Genomic DNA, 14,277 nt, shown 5'->3' with positions numbered 1-14,277 from the left:
GCTATGTCGTCCATCGAGCCGCGCGAGCGGTGGGGGAGCAGGAGTGGATTCCTGTTCTCCGCCATCGGATCGGCGATCGGTCTCGGCAACATCTGGCGTTTCCCCGCGGTCGCCTATGACAACGGCGGGGGCGCCTTCCTGCTGCCGTATCTGCTCGCCCTGCTGACGGCGGGGCTGCCGCTGCTGATCATGGAGTACACGGTCGGCCGCCGCTACCGCGCCTCGCCGCCCGGCGCCTTCCGCCAACTGGCCCGCCCCGCCGAGGCGATCGGCTGGTGGCAGGTGGGGATCTGCTTCGTCATCGCCGCGTACTACGCCGTGATCCTGGCCTGGTCCGTGCGCTACATCGGCTTCTCGGTGAACCAGGCGTGGGGCGACGACCCGGAAGGATTCTTCTTCGGGGAGTTCCTGAAGGCCCCCGACAAGGCGGGCACCTTCAGCAGTTACGTCCCGGGCGTGACCTGGCCGCTCATCGCCGTCTGGCTGATCACCATCGCGATCCTCGCGCTCGGCGTGCGCCGCGGCATCGAGGTGGCGAACCGGATCTTCATCCCGCTGCTGGTGGTCTTCTTCCTCGTGCTCGTCGTCCGCGCCCTCACCCTGAACGGCGCGGGCCTCGGCCTGGACGCGCTCTTCCGGCCCGACTGGTCGGCGCTCAGCAGCGGGAGCGTGTGGATCGCCGCGTACGGGCAGATCTTCTTCTCGCTCTCCATCGGCTTCGGCATCATGATTACGTACGCGTCCTACCTCGGCCGCCGCTCGGACCTGAGCGGCTCGGCGATGGTGGCCGGGTTCGCGAACAGCTCCTTCGAAATCCTGGCCGGGATCGGGGTCTTCGCCACGCTCGGCTTCATGGCGGCGCAGAGCGGCGAGCCGGTGTCCGAGGTGGCGTCCTCCGGGATCGGGCTCGCGTTCGTGGCGTTCCCGCAGATCATCTCGAGCATGCCGCTGGGCGGGCTGTTCGGCGTGATGTTCTTCGGCTCGCTGGTGATCGCGGGCCTGACCTCGCTGGTGTCGATCGTGCAGGTCCAGGTCGCGGCGGTGGCGGACCGCACGGGCATCTCGCGGAGCAACTCCGTGCTGCTGGTCGGCGGGCTGCTGATGGTGGTGTCCGTGGTGGCGTTCTCCACCGACGGCGGGATCCATCTCCTCGACGCCGTCGACCACTTCATCAATCAGTACGGCATCGCGCTGTGCGCGCTCGTCGCGGTCGTGACGGTCGCGTGGGTGCTGCGCCGGCTGCCGGTGCTGCAGGCGGACGCGAACGAGACGTCCGCGGTGCGGCTCGGCAAGTGGTGGATCGTCTGCCTCGGCGCGATCACGCCGCTGATGCTGGGCTGGATGATGGTCGACAGCCTGCGGGCGGAGTTCAAGGAGAACTACGCCGGCATGCCGGGCTCATTCCTCGCCTGGGCCGGCTGGGGCGTCGCGGGCGCGGTGCTGGTGTTCGGCGTGCTGGTCGCGCTGGTGCCGTGGAAGCACCACGGGGACATCGGCGGCCGGGCGCCGGAGGCGGAACCGGTCGAGGACGAGCTGGGAGGAAAGATCTGATGTCGGGCAGCGCCATCGTCATGCTGATCGTGGCGATCGTGATCGTCTGGGGCGGCCTGGTCGCCGCCCTGCTCAAGCTGCGCACTCACCCCGACCAGCCCGAGTGACGGGACCCGGCAGGCGGCCAGCGCACCAAGTCTTTCCCGGCACCCGGCCGGCGGGGGAGGGTGCGCTACGAGTGAAGCGCGGACTCCGCCTGCCGGGGAGTGTGTGAACCGGGGCAACCAGTGTGCGCATTCATCACGCTCCGTGAGCGGATCACGGGTACCGTGGTTTCCCGTCGGGACATCCACGGGATTCGCGTATGGAACCGAACCTGCTGTTCGCGGCGGTGCTGGAGGAGGCGGGTTTCAGCCACGCCGGGCTGGCTGCGCGCGTCAATGACGCGGGACGCAGCCGGGATATCACCCTGCGTTACGACCATGCCTCGGTGCTGCGCTGGCTGCGCGGGCAGCGGCCTGTTGACCCGGTGCCCGAAGTGCTCTGCGAGGTCTTCGGGCGGCGGCTGCGCCGGACCGTACGCCCCGCGGACATCGGCCTCGCGGGCCCGCGGCCGCGCGCGGACGACGCCGCCCCTGGGCGGATGGCGGCGCTCTGGCAGGCGGACGGCCGCGGCTCCGAGCGGCTGCTGACCCTGCAGCCGGAGTGGGGTCCAGGGGCGCTGCTGCCGGTGTGGCAGTGGCGGCGTACGGAGGCGCTGACCCTCGGGGAGGACGGCGACCCGCGGCTGCCCGGGGCCGCCCGGGAGCACTACGAGCGGATGTACCGCCAGGTCGGCGGGGTGGCGACGCGGCTGCGCGTGGTGTCGTATCTCGCCGCCGAGGTCGGGCCGCGGCTGCGCGACGGCGAGAAGGGCGCCGACGGGCGGCTGTTGAGCCGCTCGGCCGGCTCTCTCGCCGCGCTGGCCGGGGTATGCGCGTACGACTCCGACCTGCACGGTCTGGCCCAGCGCTACTTCACCCAGGCGCTGCGGCTCTCGGCCCGGGCGGGCGACCGGGAGCTCGGTGCGTACGCGATCGGTCTCATGACGCAGCAGGCGCTCACGCTGCGGCACTACAGCCAGGCGCTGGCCTGCACCGACGCCGCGCTGGACGGCGATCCGCGGTGGCTCAGCCCGGCGCTGGCCACCGATCTGTACGCGATGCGCGCCAAGGCGTACGCCGCCCAGGGAGATGCCGCCTCGGCGCGGGCGGCGGCGCGGGCCGCGCAGGCGATGGCCGCGCTGATCGGCTCGCGGGCCGAGCCGGCCGAGACCGACTATGTGGAGCGCGGCCGGGTCGAGGCGCTGCTCGCGGAGACGTTCCTCGGCCTCGGCGAGCTGTGGCAGGCCCGGCTGCACGCCGAGCGGGCGGCGGCCGCGGACGGCCACACCCGCGGCCGGGTGCACCGGCTCGCCGTACTGGCGCGGGTGCGGCTGCGGCAGGGTGAGCCGGAGGAGGCGGCGGGGCTGGTGGCGCCGATGCTGGCGGCGGGGACCGGCATGGAGTCGACGCGGCTGCGGGACAGATACCGGCTGCTGCGGCGGGAGTTGGGGGGATATGACGCGGCCATATCCCGATCTGCCGTCGAGCGGATAGACGAGGCCCTCCGCATTCCCCTGTGACGGGTTTCGGTGCTGACAATGGCTTGAACAAGTCGGTCGGCACCGGGGGCGGCATGCGATGGACTCAGCACAGCGAAGTGACGGTCTACGAGAACCCGTATCTGCGGGTGAACCTGGCCGATGTGGAACTCCCGGACGGGCGCCGGCTCGAGCACTATCTGGTGCGGCTGCCCGCCGTGGCGATGGCCACGATCGTCAACGACCGTAACGAGGCGCTGCTGTTGTGGCGGCACCGCTTCATCACCGGCAGCTGGGGCTACCAGCTGCCCTCCGGCATGGTCGACGAGGGCGAGGACATCGCCGCGGCGGCGGCCCGCGAGCTGGAGGAGGAGACCGGGTGGCGGGCGCGGGGCCTCAGGCATCTGATGACGCTGGAGGCCGCCAACGGCATCACCGATGCCCGGCATCACATCTACTGGAGTGATCGCGCCGAGTACACGGGAGAGCCGCGCGACGCCTTCGAGTCCGACCGCCGGGTGTGGGTCCCGCTCGCCGATGTGCCCCGGCTGCTGCGGTCCGGCAAGTTGCGTGCGGCCGCCACGGTGGCGGCGATGCTGCGGCTGCGGCAGCTGAGCCAGCCGCCCCCCGGAGCGGCATCGCTCAATGGTGCGCAGCTCAGTCAGACCGGCCGCCATGCCGGTCGAGGTGCTCGTCGAACCGTCCGGAAAGTACCGACAGATCGCCTGCGAGGCGCGTGATCTCCTCGCGTACGGTCTGCTCGCCCTGGTCGGGCGACAGCTCGATGAGCGAGTCGGCGAGGCGTACCAGCTGCCGATTGGCACGCCACAGCCAGCGCAGCAGCACGCCGGCAGCGGCGAGTGCCCCGCAGGTGGTGCCCAGGGTCAGCAGGACCTGCATAGCTCTACTCCCGTTCATGGTGAGGTGCTGGTGCAGGCCGCCCTGTTGCTGGGCTCACAAGTTTAGCCCTGTCACGGGACGCCGCAAGCGCTTCCGCTCTCAAAGTCAGCTTTTGCGAGCTCAGTTGAGGGGCTGCCGCGCTTTTCCGGGGCTGCGGATTGGGGCATGATGGGGGCCCATGGGGCAGGACTGGGGCCGGCTCGGCAAGGCGCTCGCTCAGGCGCGCGGCGCGGCCGGATGGACGCAGGAGGAGCTGGCGGAGCGGATCGGCGTGACCCGCACCGCGGTCCAGTCCGTCGAGCGGGGTGTGAAACGCGCCAAGGTCACCGGCACGATGCGCAGTTACGCCCGCGTGGTCGGCTGGTCGGAAGCTTCCGTCGAACAGGTGCTCGCAGGCGGAGACCCGGCTCCGGGCGGCGGCGAAGCCGCAGGTGAACTCCCGCTGCGCATCGTCGAGGCGCTGCGCGCCGAAGGCCCGCTGCTGGACGCCGCGGTCCTCAACCTCCCCGACAACGAAGACCCGCAGGGCCGCATCGTCGTCATCGTGAAGGGCCGCCCCGACATCACCCCTGAGCAGCTGAAACGCGCGCTCAGCGCCTGGGAGCGGACGCACGACGCGCTGCGCGATGTAACCCGCGAGAGCGACGGCTGAACAACGGCTGAAAAGAGCCTGGAAGGCTCGTACGGGCAGCCCGCATCTGTGCTTGCATGTACCTGACGAGCAGGCGGCCAGCGCTCGGAAGACCGACCGGGAGGTCCCGATGCCGGTCCGGGTGCTGCTTGTGACCGACCCCCCGCAGGACATAGCCGCCTGGCTCATGGAGCGGGGTGACACCATCACCGTGTTCCTGGCCGCCGCGCACTTCGGCGAAAGCGACAGACGGCGGCTGGAGGAGCAGTTCAACTCCTCGCAGCCGCCGCCGGTTGACGCCGGTGGAAGGCTCAGGCGAGCCCGTACTTCTCCGCCGCCTGCTTGACCGTCTCGTGCTTCACGTCACCGCGCCGCGCGAGCTGCGCGAGCGCTCCGACGACCACCGACTGCGGGTCCACCCCGAAGTGCCGGCGGGCCGCGTCGCGGGTGTCCGACAGGCCGAAGCCGTCGGTGCCGAGGGAGCTGTAGTCCTGCGGCACCCACTGGCTGATCTGGTCGGGGACCGCGCGCATCCAGTCGGATACGGCGAGGACCGGGCCCGGTGCGCCTTCCAGGGCACGGGTGACGTACGGGACCCGATCCTCCCCCCGAAGCTGCGCCGCGTCGCAGGACAGGGCTTCCCGGCGCAGTTCCGTCCAGGACGGGGCGGACCACACGTCGGCGGACACACCCCACTCATCGGCGAGGATCTGCTGGGCTTCGAGGATCCAGTGGATGGCGGTGCCGGAGGCGAGCAGCTGGATGCGCGGGGCGTCCGGGGCTGTGTGCTCCGACTCCTTGAAGCGGTAAAGGCCCTTGAGGATGCCCTCTTCCACGCCCTCGGGCATGGCCGGCTGGACCTTCGTCTCGTTGTAGACGGTGAGGTAGTAGAAGACGTCCTCGGCGTTCTCGCCGTACATCCTCCGCAGGCCCTCCTTGACGATGACCGCGACCTCGTAGGCGAAGGCGGGGTCGTACGACAGGGCGGCCGGGTTCGTCGAGGCGATCAGCGGCGAGTGGCCGTCGGCGTGCTGCAGGCCCTCACCGGTCATGGTCGTACGGCCCGCGGTGGCGCCGACGATGAAGCCGCGGCCGAGCTGGTCGGCGAAGGCCCACATCTGGTCGGCGGTGCGCTGCCAGCCGAACATCGAGTAGAAGATGTAGAACGGGATCATCGGCTCGCCGTGGGTGGCGTACGCCGTACCCGCGGCGGTGAAGTCCGCCATCGAACCGGCCTCGGTGATCCCCTCGTTGAGGATCTGACCGTCCTTGGCCTCCTTGTAGTACAGGAGCTGGTCGCGGTCGACCGGGTCGTAGGTCTGGCCCAGCGGCGAGTAGATGCCGGCGCTCGGGAAGAGCGACTCCATGCCGAAGGTGCGCGCCTCGTCGGGGACGATCGGCACCCAGCGCTTGCCGGTCTCCTTGTCCCGCATCAGGTCCTTGACCAGGCGCACGAAGGCCATGGTCGTGGCGATCTCCTGGGATCCGGAGCCCTTGTGCAGCGCCTGGAAGGACTTGTCGGCGGGCTGCGGCAGGGCGACCGGGTGCACCCGGCGGGCCGGGGCCGGGCCGCCGAGCTCGGCGCGCCGCTCCTGCAGGTAGCGGACCTCGGGGGAGTCCTGGCCTGGGTGCCAGTACGGCACCAGGTCGTCCTCGAGCGCCTTGTCCGGGATGGGGAGCTCCAGCAGGTCCCGCATGGCGCGGAATTCCTTGCCGGTGAGCTTCTTCATCTGGTGGTTGGCGTTACGGGACTCGAAGCCCGGGCCGAGGGTCCAGCCCTTGACGGTCTGGGCCAGGATCACCGTCGGGGCGCCCTTGTGGGCCAGGGCGGCGCGGTAGGCCGCGTACACCTTGCGCGGCTCGTGGCCCGCGCGGGAGGTGTGGAAGCACTCGCTGATCTTGTCGTCGGTGATCAGCTTCGCGAGCTCCTGCAGCGCCGGCTCGGCGCCGAAGAAGTGCTCGCGGATGTACGCCACGTCGCGGGTGGCGTAGGTCTGGAACTGCGCGTCCGGGACCTCGCGCAGCCGCCGGACGAGCGCGCCGGTGGCGTCGAGCTGGAGCAGCTCGTCCCAGGCGGAGCCCCAGAGCGACTTGACGACATTCCAGCCGGCGGCGCGGAACTGGGCCTCCAGCTCCTGCACGATCTTGAAGTTCGCACGGACCGGGCCGTCGAGGCGCTGCAGGTTGCAGTTGATGACGAAGGTGAGGTTGTCGAGCTGCTCGCGGCCCGCGAGGGCGAGGGCGGCGGTCGACTCGGGCTCGTCCATCTCGCCGTCGCCCAGGAAGGCCCAGACATGGGAGTTGGAGACGTCCTTGATGCCGCGGTTCGTCAGGTAGCGGTTGAAGCGCGCCTGGTAGATCGCGGAGAGCGGGCCGAGGCCCATGGAGACGGTGGGGAACTCCCACAGCGTCGGCATCCGGCGCGGGTGCGGGTAGCTGGGGAGGCCGTCGCCGCCGGCCTCCTGGCGGAAGCGGTCGAGCTGCGCCTCGGAGAGCCGGCCGTCGAGGAAGGCGCGGGCGTAGATGCCGGGGGAGGCGTGGCCCTGGATGTAGAGCTGGTCGCCGGAGCCGTCCCCCTCCTTGCCGTGGAAGAAGTGGTTGAAGCCGGTCTCGTAGAGCCAGGCCGCGGAGGCGAAGGTGGCGATGTGCCCGCCGAGGCCGAGGCGCGACCCGCGGGTCACCATGGCGGCGGCGTTCCAGCGGTTCCAGGCGGTGATCCGCGACTCCAGCGCCGGGTCGCCGGGGAGGGCGGGCTCGGCGGCGGTCGGGATCGTGTTGACGTAATCCGTCTCCAGCAGCGCGGGCAGTTCCACGCCCGGCTCGGTCTGGGCGTGCTGCAGGGTGCGCCGCAGCAGGTACGAGGCGCGCTGCGGGCCGGCCGCCTTGTTGACGGCGTCGAGGGACTCACGCCATTCGGCGGTCTCCTGGGGGTCGCGGTCCGGCAGCTGGTCGAGCTCGCTCGGACGCTTCTGTACGGCATCGGTCATGCGATCGACTTTAAGTCTGATCGATGATCGATCAAAGAGCGGGGTGCAAAGTCGGCACGGAGTGCCGCGGGGCGCGGCACGGTGTGTCTGGGCGGGGAGGCCTCAGCGGCGCGGGGCGCAGCCCAGGACGTGCGCCTTGACCAGGGCGGAGAGGTCCGGGTCGGCGCGCCGGAAGGCGTCCACGACGTCCTGGTGCTCCTCGGCGTACGACTCCTGGTGGGTGCCCAGCCAGCGGATGGACAGCGAGGTGAAGACCTCGATGCCGAGGCCCTCCCAGGTGTGCAGCAGGACGCTGTTCCCGGCCGCCCGTACCAGCTCGCGGTGGAAGGCGACCGTGTGCCTGACCTGCGCTTCGCTGTCGCCGGTGGCGTCCGCCTCGCGCAGCGCCGCGACGTGCGGCTCCAGCGCCGAGACGTCCCGGGCGAGCAGCGGCGCCGCCAGCTCGGCGGCGATCTGCTCCAGGCCGGCCCGTACCGGATAGATCTCTTCCAGGTCGGCGGCCGTCAGGTCGCGGACCCGGACGCCCTTGTTCGGGGACGACTCGATGAGGCGGAGCGACTCCAGCTCGCGCAGCGCCTCCCGCACCGGGGTCTGGCTGACCTCCAGCTCGGTGGCGATCCGGCGCTCCACGATGCGCTCGCCGGGCTTCCAGCGGCCGCTGATGATCCCCTCCACGATGTGCTCGCGGATCTGCTCGCGCAGGGACGAGGGGTGGAGGGCGGGGCTGGTCGTCATGAGCTCATTATTGCGGCAGGGTGCGCACCTGCGCTGTGGCGGGCAGCACCCGGTGCCCGCCACAGGCGGATGGCATCAGTGTTCGTGCGGTTCGCCGTTGTACTGCGGGGCGCGCAGCCGGTCCGGCGTCAGCGGGCTCATCGCCGTCACGTCGCGCGGGGCGATCTGGAAGCCCTGCCAGTGCGCCGGCATCGGCGTCTGGTCCTCGTCCCGCGGGATGTGGTGGAAGCCGACGTTGACCCAGAGCACCGGGCGGGTGAGCCGCTGGCCGGTGACGAACTTCGACACGTCGCCCGCGCAGCGGCGGGTGAAGCGGCGGTTGTCGTTGGGATAGTCCTCGCACTTGTTGTGCTGCGTGAAGTACACGTCCTTCGCCGTGTACGGACGGCCCGTGTAGCGCGCCGGGTTGTGGTGCACGAGCTCCCACGAGCGCGGGTGGCCGTCCGCGTTCTTGGCCGTGCCGCTCACCACCCGCCACCACCGGTACGAGCCGGAGTTGCCGGCCGTCTCCGTGGCCACCGTCCGGCGCGTGGTGTGCAGCCGCTCCGTGCCGGTGTCCGGGTCGCGGCCCCCGCGCTGGGTCCCGTACTGCTCGATCCGCTGCTTGTCCGAGCCGTCCGGCTGGAAGCGCAGCCGCCAGAAGACGTTGTGCTGGTGGCTGGTCGCCCGGTCCCGGCTGCCCTTGCCGAGCGGGCTGCCGGTCTTGTCCGAGGCGTCGAAGTCGGACGGGGAGAGGTTGCCGGTGGCGCCGGCCTTGGGCGTGATGGTGCCGTCGTCGGAGAAGTTCCACTGCACGACGTACTGGTAGTAGCCCGCCGAGTAGATCGCGTACACCGCGAGATCCGTGCCCTGCGCGGAGTCGGTGCGGGCGCGCGGCTCCATCACGTCGCCGCTGTTGCCGTGGTACGCGAACCCGCGGGCCTGCGTGGTCACGCACAGGCCCGGCACGGGCCGCCCCTCCGGCACCGGGATCGAGCGGATGGTGCCGCCCGGGCAGTCCTTCGGCTTCAGCTTCTCCGGGAAGGAGCCCATGGCCTCCTCGGTGACGTCGTTGTATTCGTTCGCGCCGTTGTCGTACGGGACATGGACCTGGCCGAGGCGGCCGCTGGCCAGCACCTTGATGGGCCTGGGCTCGCCCTTGGGCTGGTAGCTCACGTCCTCCAGCACCAGTCCGGCGTACTCGTTGTTGTGCCAGCACATCCGCCAAGTCGTGCCGCCGGCCAGCTTCTTCTCGATCTTCGAGGCGGCCGAGCAGTCGGGCCCCGCCGCGGGCGCCGCCGGCGCCGCCGTGCTCTGCGCGGCCGTCACCGGCAGCAGGGGCAGCAGCAGCACCGCGGCGGCGACGAGCGGGCGGAGAAGTCGTATGCGGTCAAACACGGTGCACCGTCCGGTCGCTGAGGTCGATGACATAGCCGCGGGTGTCGATCCACGGGCCGTCCGCGACCCGCGTCCACAGCCGCACGCAGCGGTGTGCCCCGCATTCACGCAGCTCCGCGGGGTCGCCTGGGCGTGCCGCGTACGACCCGCCCTGGACCCGGAGCTGATCGACGCCGGTGAGCGCCCGGCCGGTGGCGGCGCGGTAGTCCGTGCGCAGGCCATCGCCCTGCGGGCTCGCGATCAGCAGCTTCGCGGCCTCCCGGGACTCCCGCACGCCGGGCGGCGGCTGGGCGCCCTTGGCGGCTTCCGAGTCCGTGACCTTTCCGGTGGACAGGTCGACGGTCTTCACGACCAGCGTGTTGTCCCCGTAGTCGTAGAACCGCACCTCCGCGGTGCGGCCTTCGGTGTCCTCGGCGAGCGCGGAGGAGATCAGCTGCGGATCGCCCGCGCGCCCGGCGACGTCCTTGCTCTGGGTGCGCAGCGGCCGGTCGGCGCTGAGCGCCGCGCGGACGGCCGCCTGCCGCTCATCGGCGGTGAGCGGGTCGCGGCCGGTGCCGGCGCCCTGCGGCGCCGCGGGCGCGACGTACTGTCCGGGCGCGCTGCGCGCGGCGGCGCCCGGTCCCGGCATGCCGCCCGCCGACGGCCCGGACCCCCGTGCCGGGCCGTCGCTCGCGGCGCTCATCGGCCAGGCGATCGCGGTGACGACCGCGACGCCCGCGAAGGCGACGCCCGCCTGGGCGGAGAAGCGGCGCAGTACCGAACGGAACGATCTTCCCCCCGTGTCTGTCATAAGTCCCCTCGTGCTCCCTCATGTGGTGCTCGGTCCATCCCAGTTGACCGGCCTGCGGATTGTTCGGCACCCCCGTTTCACCAGGCCGAACAATCCCGCTAGCCTGAATTCAGGGGGAAACGGGGGAGTTGTTGTGGGGCGTAGGGAACGACCGGTCGACCCTGCCGCGGGGCCGGTGCAGAGATTCGCGTACGAGCTGCGCAAGCTGCGGGACGAGGCCGGGCTGACCTACCGGCAGCTCGCGGCGCGCTGCGAGTTCTCGGTGACGACGCTGTCGCAGGCCGCCGCCGGGGAGAAGCTGCCGTCGCTGCCGGTGGTGCTGGCCTACGCGCGCGCCTGCGGCGCGGACGCCGCCGAGTGGGAGCGCCGGTGGCGCGAGGCGGAGGCGGACGAGCCGCCGGCCGGCGAGGGCCGGGACCAGGGCCCGCCGCCGTACCGCGGCCTGGCCCGCTTCGAACCGGACGACCGGCAGACGTACTTCGGCCGCGAGCAGCTCACCGACGAGGTGGTGCGGCTGGTCGCCGGGCACCGCTTCGCCGCGGTCTTCGGCCCCTCGGGCAGCGGCAAGTCCTCGCTGCTGCGGGCCGGTCTGGTGCCGGCGGTGCGCGAGCAGGGCGCCGCCGCGGTGATACGGATCCTGACCCCCGGCGAGCACCCGGAGCGGCACGCGGACGCGCTCGTCCCGGCGGCGGGGGACGGCGACACGTATGTCCTGGTCGACCAGTTCGAAGAGGTCTTCACCCTCTGCCAGGACCCGGCCGAGCGCGCCCGCTTCCTGAAGCTGCTGCTCGCCGCGCGCGAGCCCGGCAGCCGGCTGCGCGTGGTGATCGCCGTGCGCGCCGACTTCTACGGGCGGTGCGCCGAACACCGCGAGCTCGCCGACGCGTTGCGGGCGGCGCAGCTGCTGGTCGGCCCGATGAGCCAGGCCGAGCTGCGCGCCGCGATCGTCAAGCCGGCGCAGGCGGCGGGGCTGATCGTCGAGCGGGAGCTGACCGCCCGGCTGCTGGCCGAGCTGGACGGCGAGCCCGGCGGGCTGCCGCTGATGTCGCACGTACTGCTGGAGACCTGGCGCCGCCGCCGCGGCCGGGCGCTGACCCTGCAGGCGTATGAGGCGGCCGGCGGCCTGCACGGCGCGGTCGCGGCCACGGCGGAGCAGGCGTACGGGCGGCTCAGCGAGACGCAGGCCGAGGTGGCCCGGCGCATCCTGTTGCGGCTCGTCGCCCCCGGCGAAGGCTCCCAGGACACCCGGCGGCCGGTGCAGCGGACCGAGCTGGAGGTCGGCGACCCGGCGGATGTCGGCCACGTACTCGAACTCCTCACCCGCGCCCGCCTGCTGACCCTCTCCGAGACCACCGTCGACCTCGCCCACGAGGCGCTGATCGGCGGCTGGCCGCGGTTCGCCCGCTGGATCGAGGAGGACCGCGAGCGGATGCGGGCGCTGCGCCGGCTGACCGAGGCCGCGCTGGCGTGGGAGGAGCTGGACCGGGACGCGGGGGCGCTGTACCGGGGCAACCGGCTGGCCGAGGCGGCGGAGCGGTTCGGCGGGGAGGCCGGGCGCGGCGAACTGACCGCGCGCGAGGCCGCGTTCCTCGACGCCGGTCTCGCGGCCCGCGGCCGGGAGCGGCGCCGGGGCCGTACGCTCGTCGCGGTCGTGGCCACGCTGCTGGTGCTCGCGCTGGTCGCGGGCGTGATCGCCTGGCAGCAGAACCGGGTCGGCGACCGGCAGCACGTCCAGGCCGAGGCCCGGCGGATCGCCGCGGTCGCCGACAGCCTGCGCTACTCCGACCCGGTCGCGGCGATGCGGCTGAGCGCGGCGGCGTGGCGGCTGGCGGAGACCCGGGAGACGCGGGCCGCGCTGATGGGGGCGTACGCGCAGAAGGCGGCGGGGGCCTTCACGGTGCCGGCCGGCAAGGACCCCGGCGCGCAGCATTATCTGAGCGCCGACGGGCGGACGGTGACCAGCCTCGGCAGCGACCGGGTGGCGCGGTGGGACGTGGGCCGCCAGCGGCGGGTGGCGACGTACGGCGGGCTCGGCGAGTCCGGGGCCGAGGCGGATGTGACGCTCAGCCCGGACGGGCGCACCCTGCTGCACGGCACCGACGACGGGCTGCGGATCCGGCGGCTGGGCGAGGCCGGCCGCGGGCAGAAGATCGCGGACTTCGGCGCCAGCGGCGAGTTCAGCCCCAGCGGCCGGCTGCTGCTCCGCGACGCGGGGCTCGACGGTCCCGACCGGACCCAGGTGACCCCGGCGGCCGGCGGCAAGCCGCTGCTCAGCCGGACGATGGACCCCGACGGTTACGCCTACACGAGCGCCTTCTCCCCGGATGACCGGACCCTCGCCTTCTGCGTGGACGACGGTCCGCTGGAGCTGTGGGACCTGCGCGACGGGAAGAAGCGGGAGCTGCGCGGCCAACTGGCCGGCTGGTCGACGAAGGCGAAGAAGGGGTGCGAGGCGGACGGGCTGAAGTTCACCCCTGACGGCCGCCTCACCGTGCTGGACGGCGGTGAGCTGCGCGCGTACGACATCGCCACCGGCCGCGGAAAGCTGCTGGTCAAGCATGCCGGGCTGATGGACGACCTGGCGATCAGCGCCGACGCCTCGCTGGTCGCCGGCGTGGACGCGGACGAGGTGCTGCTGTGGCGGACGTCCGAGCCGCGGCGCCCGGTGCTGCGCTATCCGCTGGTCAACGAGGACGCCATGGAGCTGCGCCTGGACGAGAAGGCGGGCGTGCTGCGCTATCTGGGCGGGGTGTCGGGGAGCGTGGTGCGGACGCTGTCGCTGCGCGGGCCGCTGGCGGGGAAGTGGCAGCGGAACGAGTGGTATTCGGCCCGGTTCAGCGCGGACGGCAGCCGCTGGGTGGCCGAGCGGCCGCGGGGCGAGGACCGGCTGGAGCTCGCGGCCTTCGACCGCCGCACCGGGCGGCGGGCGGCCGGGCCGCCGCCGCTGAAGTGCGACGAGCACTGCACGGTGCTGATGGCGCTCGGCGCGGACGGGCGGACGCTCGCCTATGTCCCGCAGTCGATGGAGCTGGTGCCGGAGACGGTACGGCTCTGGGACCTGCGGCGCGGCACGGCGGCCGGCAGCCGGAAGGTCTCGGACGCGGACGACAACGGGCTCAGCGGGATGACCTTCACCCCCGACGGCCGGTCGCTGCTGCTGTCGTTCGCCGCCGACGGCGAGAAGGTGCAGGTCTGGGACGCCCGACTGCGCTCCCGCAAGCGGCAGTTCAAGGAGATCGGCGGCGAGGCGATCGCCCAGGACCCGAAGGGCCGGTATCTGGTCACGGACCAGGGCCAGATAGTCGATCTGGAGTCGGGGAAGATCCGGCGCCGGATGCTGGCCCTCGGCATGCCGCTGGCGCTGGCCTTCGACCCGAAGGGCCGCCATCTCGCGGCCGGCGACGACTCGGGCCGGGTCACGCTGTGGGACGCGGGCGCGCGGCGCGGCCTGGGCGCGGTGCCGGGCACGTACGACAGCGCCTCGGGCGGCACCACGGAACCGGTCTCGGCGCTGGCCTTCTCCCCCGACGGCCAGACCCTGGCGGTGGGCGGCGAAGAGGGCACCCTGCAACTCTGGGACACCGCCACCCGCCAGCCCCTGGGCGGCCCGCTCCCCACCCCCGGCGACGGCATCCTGGCCCTGTCCTTCGCGGCGGACGGCTCCCGGGTGCACGCGGTGGGGGCGCACACGGGGCAGCGGTCGTACGCGGTGGGGGAGGAGTCGGTGGTGGCGACGGTGTGCGAG

At 72.5% G+C, this 14,277-nt stretch carries 10 protein-coding genes and 1 pseudogene; 6 read left to right on the top strand and 5 right to left on the bottom strand.

The features are described 5' to 3' along the window. Positions 1–3 precede the first annotated feature (3 nt). From G5C51_RS14175 to G5C51_RS14160, 4 genes and pseudogenes are all read left to right on the top strand, one after another. Complete coding sequence (locus G5C51_RS14175; RefSeq protein ID WP_165237085.1) at positions 4–1,551, top strand: sodium-dependent transporter; 1,548 nt, start codon at positions 4–6, stop codon at positions 1,549–1,551. After that, positions 1,551–1,658, top strand: coding sequence for a methionine/alanine import family NSS transporter small subunit (locus G5C51_RS14170; RefSeq protein WP_165237083.1), 108 nt, complete (start codon positions 1,551–1,553; stop codon positions 1,656–1,658). Before G5C51_RS14175 ends, G5C51_RS14170 begins: the two co-directional genes overlap by 1 nt. A 197-nt stretch (positions 1,659–1,855) precedes the next feature. Then, positions 1,856–3,154, top strand: a complete 1,299-nt coding sequence (locus G5C51_RS14165; RefSeq protein WP_165237081.1) for an NsdA family TPR-like regulatory protein — start codon at positions 1,856–1,858, stop codon at positions 3,152–3,154. 53 nt (positions 3,155–3,207) lie between these two features. Continuing rightward, positions 3,208–3,726: pseudogene (locus G5C51_RS14160) on the top strand (NUDIX domain-containing protein); the annotation flags it as partial. Between the two features lie 43 nt (positions 3,727–3,769). Here G5C51_RS14160 and G5C51_RS14155 read toward each other — a convergent pair. Beyond that, entirely contained in the window at positions 3,770–4,012 is a 243-nt protein-coding gene (locus G5C51_RS14155) for a hypothetical protein (protein WP_165237077.1), read from the bottom strand. A 178-nt stretch (positions 4,013–4,190) separates the two neighbouring features. Between G5C51_RS14155 and G5C51_RS14150 the strand changes: the two genes are divergently transcribed. Then, the gene (locus G5C51_RS14150; protein ID WP_165237075.1) at positions 4,191–4,664 is read left to right on the top strand and encodes a helix-turn-helix transcriptional regulator; all 474 of its coding nucleotides are present in this window, start codon (positions 4,191–4,193) and stop codon (positions 4,662–4,664) included. 290 nt (positions 4,665–4,954) lie between these two features. On the opposite strand, the gene aceE is transcribed toward G5C51_RS14150, so the two are convergent. From aceE to G5C51_RS14130, 4 genes are all read right to left on the bottom strand, one after another. Beyond that, complete coding sequence (gene aceE, locus G5C51_RS14145; RefSeq protein ID WP_165237073.1) at positions 4,955–7,630, bottom strand: pyruvate dehydrogenase (acetyl-transferring), homodimeric type; 2,676 nt, start codon at positions 7,628–7,630, stop codon at positions 4,955–4,957. A 102-nt stretch (positions 7,631–7,732) separates the two neighbouring features. Beyond that, the gene (locus tag G5C51_RS14140) at positions 7,733–8,365 is read right to left on the bottom strand and encodes a GntR family transcriptional regulator (RefSeq protein ID WP_165237071.1); all 633 of its coding nucleotides are present in this window, start codon (positions 8,363–8,365) and stop codon (positions 7,733–7,735) included. A 75-nt stretch (positions 8,366–8,440) separates the two neighbouring features. Beyond that, a complete protein-coding gene (locus tag G5C51_RS14135; RefSeq protein WP_165237069.1) occupies positions 8,441–9,775 on the bottom strand; it encodes a copper amine oxidase in 1,335 nt (444 codons plus the stop codon). After that, the gene (locus tag G5C51_RS14130; protein ID WP_240929636.1) at positions 9,735–10,532 is read right to left on the bottom strand and encodes a hypothetical protein; all 798 of its coding nucleotides are present in this window, start codon (positions 10,530–10,532) and stop codon (positions 9,735–9,737) included. The genes G5C51_RS14135 and G5C51_RS14130 overlap by 41 nt, the downstream gene beginning before the upstream one ends. 175 nt (positions 10,533–10,707) lie before the next feature. On the opposite strand from G5C51_RS14130, the gene G5C51_RS14125 reads away from it, so the two are divergent. Further along, positions 10,708–14,277: nSTAND1 domain-containing NTPase (locus G5C51_RS14125; protein WP_338118136.1), on the top strand; the 3,570-nt coding region annotated here is incomplete at its 3' end.

The sequence above is a fragment of the Streptomyces coryli genome (genome assembly GCF_011044975.1).
Classification (GTDB): domain Bacteria; phylum Actinomycetota; class Actinomycetes; order Streptomycetales; family Streptomycetaceae; genus Streptomyces; species Streptomyces coryli.
This window is presented reverse-complemented; position numbering and strand designations above follow the sequence as displayed.

What these genes read in the sequence shown, in the direction of transcription:
- G5C51_RS14130 (WP_240929636.1), bottom strand. Translation starts at nt 10,532, where the DNA reads ATGACAGACACGGGGGGAAGATCGTTCCGTTCGGTACTGCGCCGCTTC.
- G5C51_RS14155 (WP_165237077.1), bottom strand. Translation starts at nt 4,012, where the DNA reads ATGCAGGTCCTGCTGACCCTGGGCACCACCTGCGGGGCACTCGCCGCT.
- G5C51_RS14150 (WP_165237075.1), top strand. Translation starts at nt 4,191, where the DNA reads ATGGGGCAGGACTGGGGCCGGCTCGGCAAGGCGCTCGCTCAGGCGCGC.
- G5C51_RS14135 (WP_165237069.1), bottom strand. Translation starts at nt 9,775, where the DNA reads ATGTCATCGACCTCAGCGACCGGACGGTGCACCGTGTTTGACCGCATA.
- G5C51_RS14140 (WP_165237071.1), bottom strand. Translation starts at nt 8,365, where the DNA reads ATGACGACCAGCCCCGCCCTCCACCCCTCGTCCCTGCGCGAGCAGATC.
- aceE (WP_165237073.1), bottom strand. Translation starts at nt 7,630, where the DNA reads ATGACCGATGCCGTACAGAAGCGTCCGAGCGAGCTCGACCAGCTGCCG.
- G5C51_RS14170 (WP_165237083.1), top strand. Translation starts at nt 1,551, where the DNA reads ATGTCGGGCAGCGCCATCGTCATGCTGATCGTGGCGATCGTGATCGTC.
- G5C51_RS14165 (WP_165237081.1), top strand. Translation starts at nt 1,856, where the DNA reads ATGGAACCGAACCTGCTGTTCGCGGCGGTGCTGGAGGAGGCGGGTTTC.
- G5C51_RS14175 (WP_165237085.1), top strand. Translation starts at nt 4, where the DNA reads ATGTCGTCCATCGAGCCGCGCGAGCGGTGGGGGAGCAGGAGTGGATTC.